Below are 20,764 nucleotides of genomic sequence, written 5' to 3'. Positions count from 1 at the left end.
TAGGTAATTATTTCTACCAATTTTATATGAGGCTGCATAGAATCTGATCCCCCCTAACCCCCCTTAATAAGGGGGGGACAAGAGCTTGGTCAAAGTCAACCCCTACTCCCCTTATTAAGGGGGATTTAGGGGGCTCGAAATAGATGCAACTTCACATTAAATTGGTATTCTCGTTAATCTTGTCTTGATGGCTATAACTTTGTCCATCATTCCACAGAGATTGAATTAGTGTATTTATAGCACTGAGAAAACCCAGGATATAAAAAGCAAATCTAGTTATAATTTTAAGGGGCGAGGTGCTTTTATAACAAGGTGGATTTCCCAAAACGTGGCAGTCAAAGAGTTTGGCAAAAAATCGCAGGCATTGAAAGGCTGTTAAATTTTTCAATCCCATGAGGAAATGGTTGTGATAAAATGTGACTTGATACTCGATCGATCGCGTGCTGACATCGTGACAGCCCCCGATCTCTTCCCCCAAGTGAACTAAACAGGCATTGGGATCGTACCAAATTTTCATGCCAGTCGATCGCAATCTCAAACAAAAATCCGACTCCTCCCGCACCGCACTCCCTGCAAACCGCTCATCAAACCTCAGCCCCCATTCGGCAAAAACCTGCCGGCGAAATGACATATTGCAGCCTCTAGCCGAGAGCACCTGCTGCGGTTTGACTGTATGCACCAAATCGATAAAATACCAGGCAATGCCCGCATCCATCGCTTCTGAGGGCAAATATTCGATCGCCAAATCGCCTCCAGAATTATCGAGTTTCATTCTGTCAAAAACCCTGCCCGCCACACATCCCACATCGGGTTTTTCTAAATAATTGTCAGCGTGAGCAGCCAAAAAACCATCTGGCAATTGTACATCATCATCAATAAATAAAATAATCTCTCCAACTGCGCGTCGCACTGCATAATTTCGAGCACCAGGCAAACTCGCCCAATCTACCCGAAACCAGCGAATTTTGCCAGCATTTGACAATTCCTCTAAATAAACTTGAGTTTCCAATTCGTGGGTGCGAGTTTGATCGATTACTAGCACTTCAAAATTTGGGTAATTTTGCCCAATCGCATCAGCCAATGTCTCTCGCAGAGGTTGCTCGCGGTTGTAGGTAGGTATAACAACAGAAATCATCATCAATCATCATCACACAATTGAGTGAAAATAAAGTTAAGGGTAGGCATCCTGCCTACCCCACTCGTTATTTTTGGAGAAGTTGATTAAAAATCGAAATTAATAGTTAGAAATTTTGATTTCTGAATTTTGAATTCAAAGATTTCAACTCAAAACTCAACACTCAAAATTCACAACTTTTAGCAAGTCCCCCTTTCCATCAGATAGCGATGTGTTGCTGAACGGCTAAAACTAAATTTTCAGTCCAGAAATTAGCCAATTCGGCGCTGGCAGCTTCCACCATAACTCGGATTAGCGGTTCAGTGCCAGAAGCGCGAACCAAAACCCGTCCCTGTTCGCCCATTGCTGTTGTAGCACGATCGATCGCCTTTTGCATTGCCTCGCACTCGTGCCATTTCAGGCGTTTTTCGCGATCGTCCACCCGAATATTTCGCAACAACTGCGGATAAGTTTGGAAACTGCCACTTACCAATTGTGCCAAAGATTCCCCGGACTGGCGCACCAGCGAAGCCAAATGCAAAGCCGTCAGCAAACCGTCGCCGCTGATACCGTAATGCGGACAAAGAATGTGTCCCGACTGTTCGCCGCCCAACATCGCACCAGTGCGCTGCATTTCAGCGTGAACGTACTGATCTCCGACGTTGGTTCTAGTTAGTTTGCCCCCCAATTCTTCCCAAGCTCGCTCGAAGCCGAGGTTAGCCATTACAGTAGAAATAATTAAATTGGATGGTAACTGTTGGGAGTCGCGCAACTGCCGGCCCCACAGATAAAGAATGTAATCGCCGTCAATCGTTCGACCTTTGTTGTCAACACCCAAAACTCGATCGGCATCGCCGTCAAAAGCAAAGCCCAAATCGGCATTGTGTTCCAAAACCGCCGCTTGCAAACTGTCGAGATGAGTAGAACCGCAGTTAACATTAATGCGAGATCCATCAGGAGAGTCGTGCAAACAGATCACATCCGCCCCCATTTGCGCGAACACCGCCGGCGCCAAACCCGCAGCGGCCCCCCAAGCCAAATCCAAAACTATCCGCATTCCCTCCAAATTCATCTGTTGCAGCGAATCACAGAGCGAAGTGGCATAATCTTTAACCAACTCAGAGCGATGGTAGTGGTGTCCCCAACCCAAGCTAGAAATTGGAACCTTTGCCCCTCGGATTCCCGCTTCGATTTGTTCCTGCAACTGCTGCGACAGCTTCGATCCGTTTGAGCCGAAAAATTTAATGCCGTTGTCTTCTGGGGGATTGTGAGAAGCCGAAATCATCACTCCGCCGACCGACTCCGAAACGCTTGCCAGATAAGCAACGCAGGGAGTGGGACACAATCCCAAATTCCACACTTCCAAACCGGCGGCCGTCAAACCCGCTGACAGTGCCATTGCCAGCATATCGCTGGAATTCCTGCTGTCTTGTCCCAAAATCACAGGGCCCTGGTTGGGGGAATTTTGGCGTAGAACTTGTCCAGCCCAGAAGCCCACTTGCAGGGCTAGGGGTGCATTCAGCAATTCTCCAACTTTCCCGCGAATGCCGTCTGTGCCGAAGAGTTTGGTATTGGGCAGGGGGAGGCTATCTCCCAGCAGAATCGTATCGCGTTTGACTGGCTGTACCGAGTTAGCAGCCGGAAACTCGCTGCCACGAGGGCGCGAAGGTGTCTGAACCATATTCACTCCTTTAGGAATATTCACACTCACACTTTGGGTTCATGTTACAACTGAAAGTCTTTATTTTCAGCCTAAACTTCATTTATTTCGTCAATTGCTGAGGCAACTTGCTCTGACAACCTACGCACAAAGCTTAACTTCATCGGAAAAATTTGTATTGTATCCAAGGGAAAAACTTTTAGTCCTGGGGGCGCCCACGCCCGGAAACCCGGTTTCTTTCTGCCTCCAGGCGTGACCGCGAATTTCTCGATCTTATATCTTGCACCATTCTCAATAAGCTTTTATGAACAGGCTTTCCGGCCTGTTCCACAAGAAAATCGACTCTTTGTGCAACAGGCCGGAAAGCCTGTTCTTGAGAATGGTGCAAGATGTGAGTTGATGATACCCGCCACGTGATTTATCCGTGGAATCAATCCAAAATCTCAACTCGAAAATCCTCAACAAAGAGCATTTGTCTCGCGCAAGTCAATCTAAAATCTAAAATCTAAAATCTAAAATCGATTGACGCTGCTGCTGTTTGAGCCTGTCAGCCACTGCGGGTATAGAAGGTTAATGCTGTATTGCCGTATACTTTGTGGCGGCAAATTTCTAGGCCGGAAATCGCTTGTGTCGATCGCTCCGGGCTGTGTTCGATCGCGATTTCGCCGAGGAGTGCTAGCATTTCTTGGCTGGCGATCGCGTTTAACACCGGTTCGTACAAGTCGCTGGCGTAGGGCGGATCGAAGTAAATGCGATCGAACTGCTGCCCCGCTAGTGCCGCCAACTTCGCCGTCGCGTTTCCCCGCAATATTTGGAAGGTTTGGGATGAGTCTGCTACTTGCTCCCAGTTTTGGCGGATAATCGCACAAGCTTTCGCCGACTGTTCGATGCCAGTGACACTCGCGGCTTGACGACACAAAGCTTCTGCACCCATCGAACCACTGCCGGTACAAATGTCAAGCCATCTGCAATCTGCGATCGTCCCTTGCCAAATATTAAATAAAGCTTCTCTAACTCGCGAAGGTGTAGGGCGAGTTGCGAGTCCCGGCAGGGTTTTGATTTGGCGATTGCCACTGATTCTCAGGCTCATACAATTTTAGATTTTAGATTTTAGATTTTAGATTGGGGATGACTGACTAAATATGAATTTGGTGCAGACTTACAGTTGCATTATTTATTGAAACTAATATCATTTAAAACTATAAACACCCGGTTTATACAACAAACCGGGTTTTGCACAAATCCCCTAAGCCGCTACTTTTTCCCTCACCAGACTGACAAAATTTGACAGCATTTGCAATCCCGTACTCGAAGACTTTTCCGGGTGAAATTGCACGGCCATCAAATTGTCTTTAGCGATAGCCGCCGTCACGTTTTGACTGCCGTGAGTCACAATTGCCGATCGCACTTCCGACTCAACTGGATCGACATAAAAAGAATGCACGAAATACACCCAAGGATCGGACGGTAAATTTTGCCACAGCGGCAAATCCGCTTGAGTTAATTGCAATTGATTCCATCCCATGTGGGGAATTGTCAAACCCGGTTCCGACCGAAATCGGCGCACTTTTCCGGCAATTACGCCCAATCCCGGTTCTACACCTTCTTCGGAACTTTCAAACAGAATTTGCAAACCCAAACAAATGCCTAAAAAAGGTTTTCCCGAGGCGATCGCCCTTTTTATCGGTTCTATCAAATTGCGCGATCGTAAATTCTGCATTGCCGGGTCAAACGAACCAACTCCCGGCAAAACCACCGCATCAGCCTGCTCGATTATAGCAGGAGAATCTGTAATTTTTGGCACTGCACCCACATTTTCCAAGCCTTTACAGACCGAGTGCAGATTGCCCATGTCATAGTCCACTACTGCAATGACAGACATTGACTTACTTGCCTTATATGATCAATATCAGTATTATTGCACAAATATGACTACGAAAATCCTGCTAACCTCATTTGATACTTGGCTTCCCCATCAGAAATCCAACTCTTCGGACGACTTATTAGCCAAGATTTCCCAAATCAAATCTTTGCCTGATTCCCTGACTTTTTTGAGGAAACTGCCAGTAGATTTCCAGCTAGCACCGAATTTGGCGATCGCCCAAATCAACCAACTCCAACCCGACACTATTATCTGCTGCGGCATGGCCGAAAGTCGGCAAAAATTAACCGTAGAATCTTGCGCTTGCTGCGATCGCGACATTCTGAAAACAGCAGTTAATCTCGAACCGCTAGTCGCTGATTTAGCTGCAACAGAAATCAGCCACGAAGCCGGAAAATTTGTATGTGAAGCCCTATATTATGCGGTTTTAAAACATATTTGCGATTCTCAAATACCCGCTAAATGTATTTTCGTACACGTACCAATTTTGACAGAAGAAAATGCCGACAAAATTGTCGCCGATTTTTTATTAATTATACGCCGCTTAGGAATGAGAATTAAATAACTTCCACTCTTGAAATTGGGATGGGCGTCCCGCCCGTCCAAAAAGGACGGGCGGGACGCCCATCCCACAATAACAATTAAAATTGTAAGTTATTTAATTCGCGATCCTTAACTACACGCAGAGACTAGAAACCGGGTTTCTGGGTATACAGCATATTCCATGTATATGTGGTAAACACGATCGCGGCCGATATCAAGTGTAAGGTGCGTCGCCATCAAACATCTGCAATTTCTATCCAAGATATAGCAAGCGACGCACCCTACAAACTTAGCGCAAAAACTTATACAAACCCGGTTTCTGAGATTGAGCGCAGGGGCGAGAAACCGGGTTTCTACGAAGATTTCTCGTTATTCATCGCCAAAACTCGTAGAAACCCGGTTTCTGAGATGGAGTGCGAAACTAGCAACTGCCAAGTCTTTAGCCGCCGTAATTCCAACCGGTGCTTTCTAGCAGCAACGGATTCCCCTCTCGGTGGACGCCGGCTGCCAAAACTTCTCCCACATAAACCGTGTGATCCCCGTGTTCCACAGCGCCGACAACTTTGCACTCGATGTAACCCAGAGAATCCGAGATAATCGGACAACCAGTTTCCGCGCCGGGATAAAATTCTACATCCTCAAATTTATTGCCAACGCGGCGCTGCTGCTTGAAGAATTTCTGGGCTAACTCTTTTTGCCCTGCTTCTAGGAAACTCAAAGCAAAGACACCGCTGGCTTTGATCATGGCGTGGGATTTGGAGTCTTGCTTGACGCAGTTGACAACTAAGGGAGGGGTAAAAGAAGATTGCATCACCCAGCTAGCGGTGAAACCGTTGACTTCCTCCCCGTCTTTGACACCGCAGATGTACAATCCGTGAGGGATTTTCCGCAAGATGGTCTTTTTAGCTTGTTCGTCTAGCACGGGCTTACCTGTTCGATCGATAATTCTACACCGCTCAGTTTACCAATGTCGGGCCCACAAACCCACCTGTCTTAAGGGCTATTCGCTAATATTGCCTTTTTCGATCCCAAACTTGACACCAGTTTTAAGTGAAAATTAACAACTCAAAACTATCAAGAAACTCCATACTTTTTAAACCAATCTTGCATCCGTTTCCAAGCATCCTTAGCTTCTTTTTCCCGGTAACTGGGGCGATAGTCAGCGTTAAAAGCGTGGGGCGCATCTGGATAAAGCACAATTTCGGAACCGCTGCTACCAGTTTTGAGAACTTCCTGCATTTTCTCTACTGTATCGTTGGGAATTCCCTCGTCTTTGCCACCGTAAAGCCCCAATACAGGCACTTTCAAAGTTGCTGCAATGTCGATCGGCTGTTTGGGAGTTAAAGCCGTAGAATCGCCAACCAAACGCCCGTACCAAGCCACTCCAGCTTTGACTTTCGGGTTATGGGAAGAGTACAGCCAAACAATTCTGCCACCCCAGCAAAATCCTGTAATTCCCAACTTATTAATATTGCCTTTTCCTGATTTTTGTGCCCACTCTACGGTTGCATCTAAATCGGACATAACTTGCTCGTCAGGAACTTTCGAGACAACTTTACTCCTAATTTCTTGAATGTCGGTCATTTTAGAAACATCACCTTGACGGGCAAACATTTCTGGGGCGATCGCTAAATAACCTAATTTGGCAAAACGGCGGCAAATATCTTGAATGTGGGCGTGAACTCCGAAGATTTCTTGAATTACTAGAACCACGGGGAAATTGTTACCAGTAGCAGGCATTGCTCTGTAGGCTGGAATTGAGCCTTCTTTTACCGGAATTTTCACCTCACCTGCTATTAAACCAGCAGCATCGGTATTGATAACGGCAGCCGCAATAGGATGAACTGCTAAGGCAAATCCGGCGCTTAATGCGGTGACAGCGATAAATTGTCTGCGAGTTAAGTCTTTCATTGGTTATTGGTTATTGGTTATTGGTTATTGGGATATTGAAGTCAGAAGTCAGAAGGAAAAAAACAGCTATCCGTGTATCCGTGTCAAAATCCGTGTCGTGCCTTCTTGCTTATTCCTTCGATGGTCGGAACAGCCGATCGTGCTCTGGATGGTACAAGCGCGATCGCCCTTCTGCCGATTTTCCCAACGCCGGACTAATCACATACATTGTCGTTCTGATCAAATTATTTTCGCGCGTAGCAACGGCCATTTTGTCAAGGGGAACTAGCACAATTTTTTCATCGGGCCAGCCCAACCGATAACAAATCGCTACAGGCAAATCAGATGGGTAATGTTCCATCAATTTAGCTTGAGCTTGTTCGACATGGCGGGCGCTCAAATACAGGCACAAACTCGCTTGATGAGCCGCTAAACTCGCCAATTCTTCGCGATCTGGTACTTCGGTTCGACCGCTAATTCTGGTCAAAATAATTGTCTGTACAATTCCCGGAACTGTCAACTCAATTTTAAGTTTAGCCGCCGCAAGTTGGAAAGCGCTAATTCCCGGAATTACCTCAAAAGCAATTCCCTCGGAGGCCAAAGCTTGCATTTGTTCGCCCACAGCCCCGTAGAGACAGGGATCGCCGGAATGGAGGCGGACGACGCTTTTTCCGTCGCGCACTCGCTCCACCATCAAAGGTACAATCTCTTCGAGGGTCTTATCCGCAGTTTGGATCGCTTCAGCATCTGCGCGCACCCCCTGCAAAATTTGCTCTGGGACTAGCGAATCAGCAAATAATATGACATCGGCTGCAGCCAGTAATTTTTGAGCCTTAACAGTCAACAAATCCGGGTCTCCCGGGCCTGCACCTACAATGTATACCCCTGGAATTAGGGCTTCAATCTCTGTCAAACTCATGGCTGCTAAAAAATTTGCTAAATTTACGGACGCTTCCGGATGTACCTATTTTGGTTGGAAGTAATAGATGGTAGATGCACCCTGGTTTTGAACCCTAGAGACTAACCTCTCTGGGGTTTTTTATTGATCCTCTGGCAATTTCGGAGTGATCTTTGCCCGATCGCTATTGGGGGAGACAACATCGGGTAAAGGTCGATCGAGCAAATAAAGCCAAGCTAACCCGCCCAACCCTAAAACAATCCCAGTCAAGCTTACCATCTGTGCCGTCCGCAGCGGCCCGAACATCAAACTATCAGTCCGCAACCCTTCAATCCAGACTCTACCGGAACTGTAAGCTGCGATATAAACCAAAAACAAAGCACCAATTTTCAAACGAATTTTGCCCTGCAAATCGCGGAAAAACAAACTCAGAAGTAACCCAAATACTGCCAAATTCCATAAGGATTCGTATAGAAATGTGGGGTGGAAATATTCAAAATTAGCGTAGGCTGGCGGGCGGCTGTTTGGCGGAATATAGAGTTTCCAAGGCAAATCCGTAGGACTGCCAAAAGCTTCGGAGTTAAAGAAATTTCCCCAGCGTCCGATCGCCTGACCGAGAATTGCCGAAGGCGCGATTAAATCTGCCAATTGCCAAAAAGAAACTCGCTGGATTTTTGCAAAAATTAAAGCTGCGATCGTGCCCCCCAAAATCGCCCCGTGAATGGCAATTCCGCCTTTCCAAATCGCAATAATATCTTCAGGCCTCTGGGCGTATTGCGGCCACTCGAAAGCCACGTAATAAATTCGAGCGCAGGGAATAGCGCCCAAAACCAGCCAAATTGCCAAATCACCCAGCAATTCCGGGTTGACGCGGCGCTTTTCGGCCAAGTATTGGGAGAGACTGACCCCAATCAAGACGGCAGAAGCTATCAACAGCCCGTACCAGCGAATGGCTGCGGGGCCAAGTTGAAAGATAATTGGGCCCGGCGATGTAAATTGAAACGCTAAAGGCAGCGCAAGAATATTTAACACCATAAAATTTGCATTAATTGTGATGGAAAGCTGTCAAATTTGCATACCCTTTAACAAACTCCAGAGTTTATTTTAGGTGGCGGCGGTCATTTACACGCAATATTTGGAGAATTTTACCAAATATTAACTGAATTCTTGATTTGGAAGATTGCTGTCTAGAGTTTTTTTGTGAATCCACAATAAGAGCCCCCTAACCCCCTTTTTTTAAGGGGGGGAACCGGATTATTCTTAAAGTCCCCCTTCTTAAGGGGGATTTAGGGGGATCGAGATTCCGCCTTCTGCCTTTTACATAAGTGCCTTTTTGAGGATTAACGGCAGTTTTGGTCGAGAAGTTTTAATATGGAGGATGGCTTTAAATTTTCTAATGACCTATGTCTCCTACTTCCGTTTCTCAGGTGTACTCTTCTGGTAATTCCAAGGGTGCGAATCAGTCTCGCAAGACTGCTGCTTTGGCTGTTGAGTCGGGTAAAATTCCACCTCTGTTGGGGGCGAGTTTGGCTGAGTTAACGGAGTGGGTGCAGCAAAACGGGCAGCCTGCTTATCGGGGAAAGCAGTTGTACCAGTGGATTTATGAGAGAGGTGCGCGATCGATCTCTGACATTTCTGTATTCTCGAAGCAGTGGCGCGAGACTGTTGCTAAAATCCCGATCGGGCGATCGACCATTCACTATCGATCGGTCGCACCAGACGCCACGGTAAAGTATCTCTTAAAATTGGCAGACGGTCAAATCATTGAAACCGTAGGCATTCCCACCGATAAACGGCTGACTGTGTGCGTCTCAGCCCAAGTTGGCTGCGCGATGGGCTGCGACTTTTGCGCTACCGGAAAAGGCGGTTTCAAGCGCAATTTAGAAAAACACGAAATCGTCGATCAAGTCTTGACTGTACAGCAAGATTTTGGCCGCCGAGTCAGCCACATCGTATTTATGGGAATGGGCGAACCCCTGCTGAATTTCGATAATGTTGTAGCTGCTGTCAAGTGTTTGAATCAAGATGTAGGAATTGGACAGCGAAACATCACCATTTCCACAGTAGGAATTCGCAATCGCATCAGCCAACTAGCCGAACATCAACTGCAAGTTACCCTCGCCGTCAGCCTCCACGCTTCCAATCAAAGATTGCGCGAAGAGTTAATTCCTAGCGCCCGCCCTTATCCTTTGGGTGAGTTAATCGCCGAATGTCGGGAATATGTGCGATCGACTGGACGCAGATTAAGTTTTGAATACGTACTTTTAGCAGGTGTGAATGACTTGCCGGAACACGCAGCCGAGTTAGCAACTCACTTGCGCGGTTTTCAGTGTCACGTCAATTTGATTCCTTACAATCCGATTCAGGAAGCTGAATATAAGCGACCTACTCCCAATCGAATTAACAGTTTCGTTGCGACTTTGAAGGAAAAGAAAATTGCAGTTAGCGTGCGGTATTCTCGCGGCTTAGAAGCAGATGCAGCCTGCGGACAATTGCGGGCATCCGAGGTGGAGGCTTAGGTTTTTAACCGCTAAAATTTGTTGTATGGTGGGTTATATCTGAGATGTTCCACCATTCTCAACTAGCCTTTTGCAGGCGGGCAGGATGCCCAACCCCTACTCCCCACAAGAAGAAAACTCCATCTGTGTGGAACAGGCATCTTGCCTGTTCTTAAGAATGGTGCAATATCTGAGTTAGACCACGTTATTTTATCAATCATCGATAAACTATATTGTGACCGAAAGCATCCAGGATACAAGCCCCTGGATTCATCCGTCCAGAAATAAAAAACCTGTATCCGATAAAGGAACCCCCGAATTTATCCGTGGGGTCAATGCTTCGATTCTAAAATCTAAAATCTAAAATCTAAAATCTAAAATCTAAAATCTAAAATCGATTGACGCACCATACTAACTCTCTACAAGCGTTTAACAAGTATCCACCGCAACTCTAACGGCGGTGTTTCTTGCACAGGAAATAAATCGCGCCCGCTAGCCCAACTGACAAACCAAGGTGTCGGCGGCCACGCAGAGTCAGGCAAATGTTTTTGTTCGTATTCAATCACAGATTCATCGGAAATAATTTCTAACGGCAAACCCTCGATTGCTGCTTGCAATTCTTCTCTGGTAATCAGATAAGACCAACACAATTCAGACATTTGTTTTGCTATCTCGTCGGGTTCGTACCCATCTACAGCTAAGAAAGCACTGAATAAGATAAACCCGCCACTTAAAACAGCATCGGACATTTTGCCCAGGAAAAGACGAATTTGTTCGGGGTAGCGGAAGTGAGAGAGAACTTCGGTAGCAATGGCTAATTTGTAACGATAAGTTTTCATCCTCAATAATGGGTCTAAAACGTCGCCTTGGGTGACATTTATCGGCAAGTTTTCGGCGGTGGCTGCTGCTGATAGTTTCTCGGCAAATATCGGTGTTAGTTCGATCGCATCCACGGAATGACCTAACCTTGCTAAGGGCAAACTATTGCGCCCTGGGCCCGCACCAACATCTAAAATAGGTGCTTTTCCCGGTTCGCCTAATTCGGCGGCAATGGCGATGACTTTGGCATCGGGATGGCTGCCGAATAAAGGTTCGGGGCGAATATCCGGCCAGCTATGATATTTCTGGGCCATTGATTCGATTTGAATCTTGGTATTCAGAGTAATGCCGCCGGCTAAACCGCTTTGGGAATTGGCGGGAAAATAGGAGACTATGAGATTAGCGTGGGGGGAATTTTTGAATCCTTCTGCTAAGGCGTTGGCGATTAATGTTCGCAAGTTTTCAGCTTGGGCAGCGTCGATGTTTTGTCCGAGGATGTTTAAGAAGTCTGACAGTAATTTAAGATAGTCGTCTAGCATCGATGGCAAGCAAGGCAGATAGAATTCTCCCTTGAGGCCGATGCTTTTTTTGAGCCTTTCTTTGAGAATTAATTTCAGGCGATTCGAGTCTATCATTCGATTTTAGATTTTAGATTTTAGATTTTAGATTGACTCTCGCATTGAATCGGGAACCTAGAACAAGACTCTAAAATTTTGATCTTTGCAGCACTTACAGCATATTCGGTGGTTTATGAAGTACAGTAGAAACCTTAATTGTGTGCTGTTAATCTGTAGGGTGCGTCGCTACGAGATATTGGATATACAGCGGATTCCAGGTTTATAAAGTACACCCCAGAAACCGGGTTTCTTCTGGATTTCTCGCCAGAAACCGGTTTTATTCAAGAAACCCGGTTTCTCTGTACTTCACTTACCTGGAAAGTGCTGTAACTTACAGATTGACGGGTGGCGACGCACCAAACAGCGGGCCATCAGATTATGTGTACCACATATAAATGGAATATGCTGTAAGTCATTCGCAACTCTCCGTTTTTGGGCGGAGTCAGCGGCGGGCCTGTTTCGGGTGATTCGCCCACGGGCAATTTGGGGATAGATGCGGCACTGGTAAGGTTTTTAGTCACAATATTTTTGATTAGATTCGGCAATAAGTGCGATCGCACCGAGCATAATCTTGTGCTCTTGCACCTGAATTCTCGCGTGCAGCGTTTCTGCGGTATCATCAGGCAATACGGGCACCGCAGCCTGCATTAAAATCGGCCCGCTGTCTACTTCCAAACGGGCGATATGCACCGTACATCCGGTGATTTTAACCTTAGCGGCCAGTGCTTGCTCGACGGCGCGAATTCCTGGGAAACTCGGCAGTAAGCTGGGGTGAATGTTAATAACGCGATCGGGAAAAGCATCAAATAAAACTTCGGTAACAATTCGCATCCAACCAGCCATCACTACCCATTCTACATCATATTCTTGAAAAGTTTTGACAATTTTTGTATCTAATTCTTCGCGACTTTTGCAGTCGCGGTGATTGAGCAGAATGGAGGGAATGCCGTATTTTTCTGCTCTGGCTGCGGCTTTTGCTTCTGGGTTGTTGTAAATTAATACTGGGATTTTAGCGTTGATCTCTTTGTTTTGGATGGCTTGGGCAATTACCTCGAAGTTGCTGCCGCTTCCTGATGCTAAAACTCCTAATTTTAATGGAGGATGAGCCGGAGCGAGCGCACTTTTGCCAATCTCAGGAGAAATCAGGCAGGCATTGGAATTAACATATACTGGATTAGCGGTCATTCGATTTTAGATTTTAGATTTTAGATTTTGGATTGACTTGCGCGAGATAAATTCGGGGCGTGAGGATTTTAGATTTTAGATTTTGGATTGATTCCACGGATAAATCACGTGGCGGGTACCACATGAAGAAATTCTTGGTCATAAAGATAAAAACTATTCACTCGTATTCTACTATAGAGGTAAAGGGTAAGGTTTGTTTCGGCGCACTCTACATGGAGATATTGCGTAAGTCCTAAGTATATTATTTTTTTTCCCTGACCGAAAGCATCCAGGATACAAGCCTCCGGATTCATTCCGAAAGCAGACTCAGGACGGAGAAATAAAAAACCTGTATCCGATAAACCAGCCCCCGAATTTATCCGTGAGGTCAATGCTTCAATTCTAAAATCTAAAATCTAAAATCTAAAATTGATTGACTTACTGATTCAACCCTATTCTACAATATTCTCAAAAAACTCTTCCCTGAGAATCGAATAAAGTTTTAGATCCCAATATCTGTCTTTCACAAATAGGTGCTGTCGCAATACCCCTTCCAATTGCATCCCCACTTTTTCCATCACCCGCGCGGAAGCAATATTGTTAACTTCACATCGAGCCATAATTCGATTCAGCAACATCTCCCGAAAGCCGAATTCAATCACTGCATTAACAGCCTCGCTCATGTATCCTTCGCCCCAATAGCTCCTAGAAAGTGCGTAGCCAATTTCCGCGCGGCTGTGCGTCATGCTCCATTCGACAAATCCGCAAGTTCCGATAAACTTTTTCTCGACTTTGTGGACTATTCCCCAATCTACAAGCTCTCGTCTTTTGTACATTTTTGTAAGTGACCTGAGAAAGTATTTAGTGTCTTCGAGCGAGGTGTGAGTTGACCACATTGTGTATTGTGATACTTCGGGATTTGAGGCATACTCAAACATATCGATCGCATCGTTTAAAGTGATTTTTCGGAGCAGGAGCCTTTCAGTTTCTATAGTGGGTAAATGAGCTAATATATCGAGAAGGTTCATTTTTAGATTGACCTATATTGTGATACCATTTAAAACTAAAAGCTAAAATTTATAAGCCAATGGTTCAGATTAAATTTGGGCGTTTTAACTGGTTGGATAATGATGCGATCGCAGCTTGGACTTTTCTGGCCCCAGCTTTGCTGTTTCTGGGTACTTTTTTGATTTGGCCGATCGCCTATTTATTTTACCTCAGCTTTACCAGCGGCAGCTTTACCCAGTCGGGATTGCGTTGGATTGGCTTCAACAACTACTGGCGTCTAGTCACAAACCCGGATTTCTGGCAAATCCTCCAAAATACGCTCTATTTTACTACTGCAACAGTCATTCCCAGTTTAGTGATTCCATTGGGCTTAGCAGTTTTGCTAAATCGCTCGTTTGCTTGGCGAGGAGCTCTCCGCACCGCTTATTTTATTCCTTCGATTACCTCTTTAGTTGCAGTTGGCCTGGGTTGGCGGTGGTTGTTTCAAACCGAAGGCCCGGTGAATAGTGTGTTAATGGCGATCGGCTTAAATCCAATTCCTTGGCTTAGCAGCACAGTTTGGGCAATGCCTGTGATCATTCTGCTCAGTGTTTGGAAACAATTAGGCTTTAATATGGTAGTATTTTTAGCAGGATTGCAAGCAATTCCGGTAAATCGTTACGAAGCCGCAGAATTGGATGGAGCTAATGCTTGGCAGCAATTTTTGTACATCACTTTACCCGGTTTGCGGCCGACTTTAGTATTTGCTACTGTCACTACTGCTATTTTTACTCTGCGGAGTTTCGAGCAAGTTTACGTCATCACCGGCGGCGGCCCTTTAAACTCTACTAATTTGCTAGTTTATTATATTTACGAGCAAGCTTTTTCGCAATTTGATTTTGGCTATGCAGCCGCAGCGGCAACTTTCCTGATGGCTGTAGCTTTGCTATTAGTCTATTTACAACTAAAAGTTTGGGGCGAAGATACTTGATATCACATCCGGCAGTGTATGGGTGGGGCGGGGCGGGTTTACCGAATTGTTTGTTGTAGGCAATTATGGTTGGTAAAACCCGCCCCAACGCGCAAATTATACAATTAACAATGCCCAATGCCCGATGCCCAATGCCCGATGCCCAATGCCCAATTACCCATTCCCAATTTTATATTCCATGTACTCTGCTGTTTGTTGAGCTTGTGCTGTACCCAAAAGTTTGCCGACAACGTGCAGAGACATATCAATTCCCGCAGCAATTCCCCCAGAAGTGATGATTTTGCCGTTATCTACAAATCGCTGATTTTCGATAATAGTTGTGTTGGGCGCTAATTCTTTCAATAAATCCAATGCTTGATGGTGGGTAGTTGCTGCCAAACCTTCCAACAAACCAGCTTTTGCCAAAAGCAGCGAACCCGTACAGACAGAAAGCACTAATTCTGCTGTTCGGGCACAATCTTTTATCCAGTTAATAACTGCTGAATTATCGATTAACTTTCTAGTACCTTGTCCTCCCGGTACAATTAAAATATCCGGTGGCGGACAATCGGAAATGGTGCAGTCGGGATTTACACTCAAACCATTGCGGGTTTTGACAGCACCGGGATGTTCGGCTACGGTAGAGACTGCAAAAGGTCGCTCGCCCTTACTTAATTCTGATGTCACCGAAAACACTTCAAAAGGGCCTGCAAAGTCCAGTACCTCCACATCATCGAATATTAAAATAGCTACCTTCCTAGTTGCCATAAGACCTACTTCTGATAGAGGCAAAAAATCTCGGCGATTTGTTATCGTAGAACAGGTATAATTTAAATTATTAAAGCTATGCCGAAAAATATCCGCCATCGCGCCGTAACAATCTGTCTTTTATGTCTGGCTTGCGCCTTAGCAATTGCTGTTGCGCCAATTGTCACGCCCGCTCAATCCACAAGCCAATTAGAATTTCGCATTACTCAATTAGAAAGGCAAATTTCTGAACTCAGGGGACAAATCTACAGCTTGCAGAACCAAGGTTCGAGAGTTAACAGGCCTCAGTCTCCTGCCCCTTCCGGTTCTGGTCGCACAAATCCTAGACCGCTGTCGGGAGACCCGATGTTTGACAATTTAGCAACTTTGGCAATTGAAACTAAGCAAGATGTTATTAAAATTCAAGAGCGCTTGTCAAAGCTAGAAGCGTCGAGAAATCGCTAGAGAAGTCAATCGATTTTAGATTTTAGATTTTAGATTTTAGATTTTAGAATTGAAGCATTGACTTGCGCGAGATAAATACGTTCGGCAAGTTTCATCGGATACACATTTTTTATTTTTCCACGGATGAATCACGTGGCGGGTATTCTGGATGCTTTCGGTCATTAGTCATTGGTCATTGGTCATTAGTCAGAAGGAAGAGGTTCAAGGGAAGAGGGAAGAAGTCAGTAGTCATTAGTTAGAAGGATGAAGTCATATTATCCCCAACTCAAAACTCAAAACTCTCTGCCTCTCCCCTCTCCTTCTCTCCCATTCTCCGACGTTGAGGTCGAGAACAGCAGGGTCTGCTAAAAGTTAACTTGCAGAACTATTCAATGATATGGAAATAATAGGCTGCAACCACAAAATTGATGGCTAACAACAACAGAAACCAGCCTGCGCGAAATGTGTAAGGGAATTTGCCCGTTTTCATCACGGAGTCGGATTTTAATTGGTTCTTCGCTATCTCTGGCATAGGTAAAGCTCCTAATTGATAATGTCACTCTCTTTACAAATACCAGAGAGCGTCGCACTTATGCACAATCCTCTAGAGTTATTTTTTTTGACACTCCCCTGCCTGAAGGCGAGGGGATTCTTGGTTCTGCGACATACCTTAAAACTATCTATCCTTGCGGCAGTGTTTAAACCTGGTATCCGTTCAAAAGAACCAAATATCGAGCTTAATTTAGATAGCCTCGCGAGGGTTTGTCTCCCCAAGCTTTCGAGAATTGCTTCTCTTGTTTCTGTGTGCCCCACAGTACATTTTAGACAGTACATTTTAGAAATAAAAAGTTTAGTCTCTGATTTTGGCTTACATTAGTTAGCCCAGCTATGTTTTTCGTGGTTTTCGCTACCCACTAACCATTATTGTTTTCCGACCAGTAGTTTGAGCGTGGTGTCTCATGTGTATCGGCGGTTATTCAACCTGTAGTCTAGTTATTGTACTCTACAATGAACACAATGCAAGAAAGTTCAAGAAAACACTTAACAAAAGTTGATAATTAATTAAAGCCGTCCTAGAAGGACGGGGCTTTATACCCAATTTCTTGGTAACAAGTTTATACCGAGTTGAATTCAAATTAGTTTCAATCGTTTTCTCCGGCGTGGTAGGAACTGCGGACGAGAGGCCCCGATCGCACGCGCTCAAAGCCCATCTCCCGCGCGATCGACCCAAAACGGTCAAATTCGGCTGGCGTCCAGTATTTACGCACTGGGAGGTGCTCTAGAGATGGTCTCATGTATTGACCGAGAGTGAGCCGATCGCACTTGGCGTCCCGCAAATCAATCATCGCTTCGACTATCTCGGCTTCGGTTTCCCCGTGCCCCAACATCAAACCGGATTTGGTGGGAATAGTTGGGTCATATTGCTTGACAATACGCAGAACGTCGATCGAGCGATCGTACTTCGCCCCCCTCCGCACTGGCCCTTGCAACCGCCGCACCGTCTCAATATTGTGGTTGTAACAAGCCGGTTTAGCCTCCACCACCGTGCGAATCCGCTGTCGCTGCAACTCATCGAGACCGCAATTCTCCCCCTCGGCGGGCACGGGGAGGGCGGGCACGGGGGCACCGCCCCTACCTGTTCCCCCCCAAAAATCCGGCGTCAGTACCTCAACTTCAGTATGCGGGTTCAGAAGGCGGATTTGGGCGATCGTCCTGGCAAACCAACCCGCACCCCCATCCGGCAAATCATCCCTCGCCACCGAAGTCAGCACCGCATAGCGCAAACCCAACAACTGCACAGCCTCGGCCACCTTTTGCGGTTCCTCCGGGTCTAGGGGCATCGGAGAATGACCTTTATCTACTTGACAAAAAGCACAAGCGCGGGTGCAAGTGGGCCCCATCAACAAAAAAGTCGCCGTTTTTTGGGCGTAGCACTCGCCCCGGTTGGGGCATCTCCCCTCCTCACAAATCGTGTGAATTTGCCGCTGTTTGATAATTTTTTGCACTTGGGAAATTTCGCTAGCTTTGCCAACGGGCCTACGCAACCACTCCGGCATCGCCTCGATTTCACCCCGCATTTGAGCGGCAACTGCTTTGACAGTAGGAGTTTTAGGAGTTTGGGGCGACATAAAATTAAGTGGTGATTGAGTTAATTCCTTCGATCGTATCCGAAATCAAAGCCCCTGAACTTGTAGGAGTATCACCCGAAATCCGAATCGCGCCGAAATGCAACAAAACTAAACTCGCCCAGAATTATGGGTAGAATTCTGTTAGGGATATACTGAAGGTTGCAAATCATCACTCATTCATTACTGAAGGAGTCAGTCGTGGCTGGTCAAAAAATCTTGGTAATCGATGACAGTAAAGTCATCCGCGTCCGAGTCCGAGAGATGTTGCCGCAGGGTAACTTTGAAGTTCTAGAAGCAAAAGACGGCGAAGAGGGACTCAAACTGATCCGTCAAGCCCGGCCCAATCTAATTATGTTAGATTTCCTACTGCCCAAAGTCAGCGGTTGGGAAGTGTATCAAAAAGTGCAAGCCCATCCTGAGCTTTCTAAGATACCTTTGGTGATCATGTCGGGCCGCGAAGAAGAGGTGATGGAAAAAATTCCGAAACCCTTTGAGAAGCATTTTTTTGCATTCATCGCCAAACCGTTTGAAAAGAAGCAGCTAACCGAGGCGATCAAATCGGCCATGGTACTGGCCAAAAAGAAACCAGTGCCGGAAGCCCCAGCAGCCCCCGCTGCAGCCACTTCTGGAGCGGGCGCCGCCGAAATTCAGGCGATGACTGTGAAAATGGCGAAAATGCAAGCGGAAATTGATGCACTCAAAAAACAAATGACTCAGGTGATTACGATCATCAAGCAGAAATTGAAATAATTCTGCTGTTTTTTGAAGGCACTTATGTAGAAGGAAACTTCCACACCGTGAAACTTTCAGTTGAGTCTCAAAGGCTGCGATTTTATCCGCATTTTTTTGCCAAATTGTTTGAGCGAGTGCGATCGCAAATAGCCTGCAACTGGTTTCTCAAAATCCCAGTGAGAAAATCAATTAAAAGTTAAAAATAAAATAAGGGAGGAAATTAATTATTAAATTATATTAGGATTTTTAATTCCCGCTCGTTCCACACTCAATTATCAACTCCTCAGTCTCATTTTTTTGGTTAATGACTAACGACTATTCCGATTTTTTGCCTCAACTGCGTGCCTCAACAGAGCAATTATTGAAAAGATTAGACTGCTTCGATCGAGCGCAGGTATTAGCGATCGGAGATTTGACCTTGGACGAGTTTCTTACCGGACAAGTAGAGCGAATTTCCCGCGAAGCACCTGTGTTGATTTTGCGCTACGAAAATACTCAGCAAGTACCCGGAGGTGGCGCAAATGCTGTCTATAATTTAGCCAAACTGGGAGGCAAAGTAAAAGTTGCTGGTTTGGTGGGAAAAGACGACCAGGGAAAGGCTTTGTGCGGTATTTTTGAGGCGGCGGGAATTGATACGGGTGGGATTTTAATCGATTCGCAGCGTCCAACTGTCACCAAAACTCGAATCTCCGGGCACGCGCGGCAGTCGGTGACTCAGCAAATTGTACGAGTCGATCGCAAATCGGACGAGTTGCCGGATTTAGATTTGCAGTTGCAACTGGCAGACTACATCCGGCAGCAAATACCGACAGTAGATGCCGTGGTTTGTTCCGACTACGGCGACGGAGTTTGGACGAATTTGGCGATCGAATCGGCAGTGGTTCCCGGCAAAACAATTGTAGACGCTCAAATAAATTTGCAGCGATATTCTGGAGCAATGCTGTTTACTCCGAACTTGCCAGAAGCCGAGCAAGCCGTCGGATATGCTATCAAAAACCCTCAAACTTTAATGCAAGCAGGACGCGATTTATTGAACTTAACTCAAGCTCAAAAAATCCTGATTACTCGCGGTGAAGAAGGGATGAGTTTGTTTGAAAGGGCGATCGGCGAAGAAATCAAAAATTCACCCCCTCCAACATCCATTTGTGAAAAGGGGGAATTTGCCATTCAAAGTTGGGACATTCCCCCTTTTAACAAGACTGATGTATTTGACGTAACCGGTGCTGGAGATACAGTTGTAGCAGCAATGACTTTAGCTTTGTGCGTCGGTGCATCCGGTTGGGAAGCGGCAGTTTTGGGCAATTTGGCGGCTAGTATTGTCGTGCGTCAATTCGGTACGGCAACGACGACTGCAGACGAAATGAAAGAAGCTTTGAAAACGATGATCGATCACTAATCAGTTGTAATGGGTGATTGATTATTACTTGTTCCCAGGCTCTTCCTGGTAACGCAGATCCGGAGGCTCAGCCTCCAATTTACTTGTTCCCAGGCTCTTCCTGGTAACGCAGATCCGGAGGCTCAGCCTCCAATTTTCCCATCGCTTTTCGAGGCTGAGCCTCTAGATATCGGTTCCCAGGCAGAGCATGGGAACCAGCGATTAAAGGCCGGGGCGGGTTTACAGATTTTCCCGTTTCTATTCAATATCTTGGCGAACCCGCCCCTACAGGAAT

General features: G+C 46.0%; 21 protein-coding genes. 6 read left to right on the top strand and 15 right to left on the bottom strand.

Features of this window, described 5'->3' with window-relative positions:
- Positions 1-151: 151 nt before the first annotated feature.
- From hpsN to hisH, 4 genes are all read right to left on the bottom strand, one after another.
- Positions 152-1,138, bottom strand: coding sequence for a hormogonium polysaccharide biosynthesis glycosyltransferase HpsN (gene hpsN, locus QT973_RS08735; RefSeq protein ID WP_333056847.1), 987 nt, complete (start codon positions 1,136-1,138; stop codon positions 152-154).
- A gap of 196 nt (positions 1,139-1,334) precedes the next feature.
- The gene (glmM, locus tag QT973_RS08730) at positions 1,335-2,795 is read right to left on the bottom strand and encodes a phosphoglucosamine mutase (protein WP_333056904.1); all 1,461 of its coding nucleotides are present in this window, start codon (positions 2,793-2,795) and stop codon (positions 1,335-1,337) included.
- A 526-nt stretch (positions 2,796-3,321) separates the two neighbouring features.
- Positions 3,322-3,864: a 16S rRNA (guanine(966)-N(2))-methyltransferase RsmD gene (gene rsmD, locus QT973_RS08725; RefSeq protein WP_333233887.1), complete on the bottom strand. Its 543-nt coding sequence runs from the start codon at positions 3,862-3,864 to the stop codon at positions 3,322-3,324.
- 156 nt (positions 3,865-4,020) lie between these two features.
- Positions 4,021-4,656: an imidazole glycerol phosphate synthase subunit HisH gene (gene hisH / locus QT973_RS08720; RefSeq protein ID WP_333056843.1), complete on the bottom strand. Its 636-nt coding sequence runs from the start codon at positions 4,654-4,656 to the stop codon at positions 4,021-4,023.
- Between the two features lie 46 nt (positions 4,657-4,702).
- Between hisH and QT973_RS08715 the strand changes: the two genes are divergently transcribed.
- Complete coding sequence (locus QT973_RS08715; RefSeq protein ID WP_333211881.1) at positions 4,703-5,221, top strand: pyroglutamyl-peptidase I family protein; 519 nt, start codon at positions 4,703-4,705, stop codon at positions 5,219-5,221.
- A gap of 417 nt (positions 5,222-5,638) precedes the next feature.
- Here QT973_RS08715 and QT973_RS08710 read toward each other — a convergent pair whose 3' ends face one another.
- From QT973_RS08710 to lgt, 4 genes are all read right to left on the bottom strand, one after another.
- Positions 5,639-6,121, bottom strand: coding sequence for a flavin reductase family protein (locus tag QT973_RS08710; RefSeq protein WP_333056840.1), 483 nt, complete (start codon positions 6,119-6,121; stop codon positions 5,639-5,641).
- Between the two features lie 152 nt (positions 6,122-6,273).
- Positions 6,274-7,110 carry a dienelactone hydrolase family protein gene (locus QT973_RS08705; RefSeq protein ID WP_333056839.1) on the bottom strand — a complete coding sequence of 279 codons (837 nt, stop codon included), beginning with the start codon at positions 7,108-7,110 and terminating at the stop codon, positions 6,274-6,276.
- Positions 7,111-7,219: 109 nt separating this feature from the next.
- Positions 7,220-8,008 carry a precorrin-4 C(11)-methyltransferase gene (cobM, locus tag QT973_RS08700; RefSeq protein ID WP_333275040.1) on the bottom strand — a complete coding sequence of 263 codons (789 nt, stop codon included), beginning with the start codon at positions 8,006-8,008 and terminating at the stop codon, positions 7,220-7,222.
- Positions 8,009-8,128: 120 nt separating this feature from the next.
- On the bottom strand, positions 8,129-9,022 hold the full coding sequence (gene lgt / locus QT973_RS08695) for a prolipoprotein diacylglyceryl transferase (protein ID WP_333212660.1): 894 nt from the start codon (positions 9,020-9,022) through the stop codon (positions 8,129-8,131).
- Between the two features lie 368 nt (positions 9,023-9,390).
- Here lgt and rlmN point away from each other — a divergent pair, with 368 nt between their 5' ends.
- Positions 9,391-10,506 (top strand): 23S rRNA (adenine(2503)-C(2))-methyltransferase RlmN, encoded by a 1,116-nt coding sequence (gene rlmN, locus QT973_RS08690; RefSeq protein WP_333338791.1) that lies wholly within the window; start codon positions 9,391-9,393, stop codon positions 10,504-10,506.
- 398 nt (positions 10,507-10,904) lie between these two features.
- Here the strand turns inward: rlmN and QT973_RS08685 are convergent, their stop codons facing one another.
- The 4 genes from QT973_RS08685 to QT973_RS08670 form a co-directional block, all read right to left on the bottom strand.
- Entirely contained in the window at positions 10,905-11,939 is a 1,035-nt protein-coding gene (locus QT973_RS08685; RefSeq protein ID WP_333212662.1) for a class I SAM-dependent methyltransferase, read from the bottom strand.
- Between the two features lie 353 nt (positions 11,940-12,292).
- A complete protein-coding gene (locus QT973_RS08680; RefSeq protein ID WP_333056830.1) occupies positions 12,293-12,442 on the bottom strand; it encodes a hypothetical protein in 150 nt (49 codons plus the stop codon).
- Positions 12,435-13,106, bottom strand: a complete 672-nt coding sequence (gene purN / locus QT973_RS08675) for a phosphoribosylglycinamide formyltransferase (protein ID WP_333275034.1) — start codon at positions 13,104-13,106, stop codon at positions 12,435-12,437. The genes QT973_RS08680 and purN overlap by 8 nt, the downstream gene beginning before the upstream one ends.
- Positions 13,107-13,537: 431 nt before the next feature.
- Positions 13,538-14,113 (bottom strand): GNAT family protein, encoded by a 576-nt coding sequence (locus tag QT973_RS08670; protein WP_333056828.1) that lies wholly within the window; start codon positions 14,111-14,113, stop codon positions 13,538-13,540.
- Between the two features lie 59 nt (positions 14,114-14,172).
- On the opposite strand from QT973_RS08670, the gene QT973_RS08665 reads away from it, so the two are divergent.
- On the top strand, positions 14,173-15,063 hold the full coding sequence (locus QT973_RS08665) for a sugar ABC transporter permease (protein ID WP_333056827.1): 891 nt from the start codon (positions 14,173-14,175) through the stop codon (positions 15,061-15,063).
- Between the two features lie 153 nt (positions 15,064-15,216).
- Here QT973_RS08665 and QT973_RS08660 read toward each other — a convergent pair whose 3' ends face one another.
- Complete coding sequence (locus QT973_RS08660; protein ID WP_333056825.1) at positions 15,217-15,810, bottom strand: DJ-1/PfpI family protein; 594 nt, start codon at positions 15,808-15,810, stop codon at positions 15,217-15,219.
- A gap of 78 nt (positions 15,811-15,888) precedes the next feature.
- Here QT973_RS08660 and QT973_RS08655 point away from each other — a divergent pair, with 78 nt between their 5' ends.
- Complete coding sequence (locus QT973_RS08655) at positions 15,889-16,254, top strand: hypothetical protein (RefSeq protein WP_333056824.1); 366 nt, start codon at positions 15,889-15,891, stop codon at positions 16,252-16,254.
- A 364-nt stretch (positions 16,255-16,618) separates the two neighbouring features.
- On the opposite strand, the gene psaX is transcribed toward QT973_RS08655, so the two are convergent.
- Positions 16,619-16,723 carry a photosystem I protein PsaX gene (psaX, locus tag QT973_RS08650; RefSeq protein ID WP_333056903.1) on the bottom strand — a complete coding sequence of 35 codons (105 nt, stop codon included), beginning with the start codon at positions 16,721-16,723 and terminating at the stop codon, positions 16,619-16,621.
- A 652-nt stretch (positions 16,724-17,375) separates the two neighbouring features.
- Positions 17,376-18,362 (bottom strand): lipoyl synthase, encoded by a 987-nt coding sequence (locus QT973_RS08645; RefSeq protein ID WP_333234307.1) that lies wholly within the window; start codon positions 18,360-18,362, stop codon positions 17,376-17,378.
- Between the two features lie 198 nt (positions 18,363-18,560).
- Between QT973_RS08645 and QT973_RS08640 the strand changes: the two genes are divergently transcribed.
- Both QT973_RS08640 and QT973_RS08635 read left to right on the top strand, forming a co-directional pair.
- Entirely contained in the window at positions 18,561-19,112 is a 552-nt protein-coding gene (locus QT973_RS08640) for a response regulator (RefSeq protein WP_333058397.1), read from the top strand.
- A 286-nt stretch (positions 19,113-19,398) separates the two neighbouring features.
- Positions 19,399-20,490 carry a PfkB family carbohydrate kinase gene (locus tag QT973_RS08635; protein WP_333234309.1) on the top strand — a complete coding sequence of 364 codons (1,092 nt, stop codon included), beginning with the start codon at positions 19,399-19,401 and terminating at the stop codon, positions 20,488-20,490.
- Positions 20,491-20,764: the final 274 nt, after the last annotated feature.

The organism is Microcoleus sp. Z1_A1, from assembly GCF_036700305.1.
GTDB lineage: Bacteria > Cyanobacteriota > Cyanobacteriia > Cyanobacteriales > Microcoleaceae > Microcoleus.
Note: the sequence above shows the minus strand (reverse complement) of the source record. Positions and strands in the feature narration are given on the sequence as shown.

Coding starts and splice junctions, on each gene's coding strand:
- hpsN (WP_333056847.1), bottom strand. CDS start 1,138: ATGATGATTTCTGTTGTTATACCTACCTACAACCGCGAGCAACCTCTG.
- glmM (WP_333056904.1), bottom strand. CDS start 2,795: ATGGTTCAGACACCTTCGCGCCCTCGTGGCAGCGAGTTTCCGGCTGCT.
- rsmD (WP_333233887.1), bottom strand. CDS start 3,864: ATGAGCCTGAGAATCAGTGGCAATCGCCAAATCAAAACCCTGCCGGGA.
- hisH (WP_333056843.1), bottom strand. CDS start 4,656: ATGTCTGTCATTGCAGTAGTGGACTATGACATGGGCAATCTGCACTCG.
- QT973_RS08715 (WP_333211881.1), top strand. CDS start 4,703: ATGACTACGAAAATCCTGCTAACCTCATTTGATACTTGGCTTCCCCAT.
- QT973_RS08705 (WP_333056839.1), bottom strand. CDS start 7,110: ATGAAAGACTTAACTCGCAGACAATTTATCGCTGTCACCGCATTAAGC.
- cobM (WP_333275040.1), bottom strand. CDS start 8,008: ATGAGTTTGACAGAGATTGAAGCCCTAATTCCAGGGGTATACATTGTA.
- lgt (WP_333212660.1), bottom strand. CDS start 9,022: ATGGTGTTAAATATTCTTGCGCTGCCTTTAGCGTTTCAATTTACATCG.
- rlmN (WP_333338791.1), top strand. CDS start 9,391: ATGTCTCCTACTTCCGTTTCTCAGGTGTACTCTTCTGGTAATTCCAAG.
- QT973_RS08685 (WP_333212662.1), bottom strand. CDS start 11,939: ATGATAGACTCGAATCGCCTGAAATTAATTCTCAAAGAAAGGCTCAAA.
- purN (WP_333275034.1), bottom strand. CDS start 13,106: ATGACCGCTAATCCAGTATATGTTAATTCCAATGCCTGCCTGATTTCT.
- QT973_RS08670 (WP_333056828.1), bottom strand. CDS start 14,113: ATGAACCTTCTCGATATATTAGCTCATTTACCCACTATAGAAACTGAA.
- QT973_RS08665 (WP_333056827.1), top strand. CDS start 14,173: ATGGTTCAGATTAAATTTGGGCGTTTTAACTGGTTGGATAATGATGCG.
- QT973_RS08660 (WP_333056825.1), bottom strand. CDS start 15,810: ATGGCAACTAGGAAGGTAGCTATTTTAATATTCGATGATGTGGAGGTA.
- QT973_RS08655 (WP_333056824.1), top strand. CDS start 15,889: ATGCCGAAAAATATCCGCCATCGCGCCGTAACAATCTGTCTTTTATGT.
- psaX (WP_333056903.1), bottom strand. CDS start 16,723: ATGAAAACGGGCAAATTCCCTTACACATTTCGCGCAGGCTGGTTTCTG.
- QT973_RS08645 (WP_333234307.1), bottom strand. CDS start 18,362: ATGTCGCCCCAAACTCCTAAAACTCCTACTGTCAAAGCAGTTGCCGCT.
- QT973_RS08635 (WP_333234309.1), top strand. CDS start 19,399: ATGACTAACGACTATTCCGATTTTTTGCCTCAACTGCGTGCCTCAACA.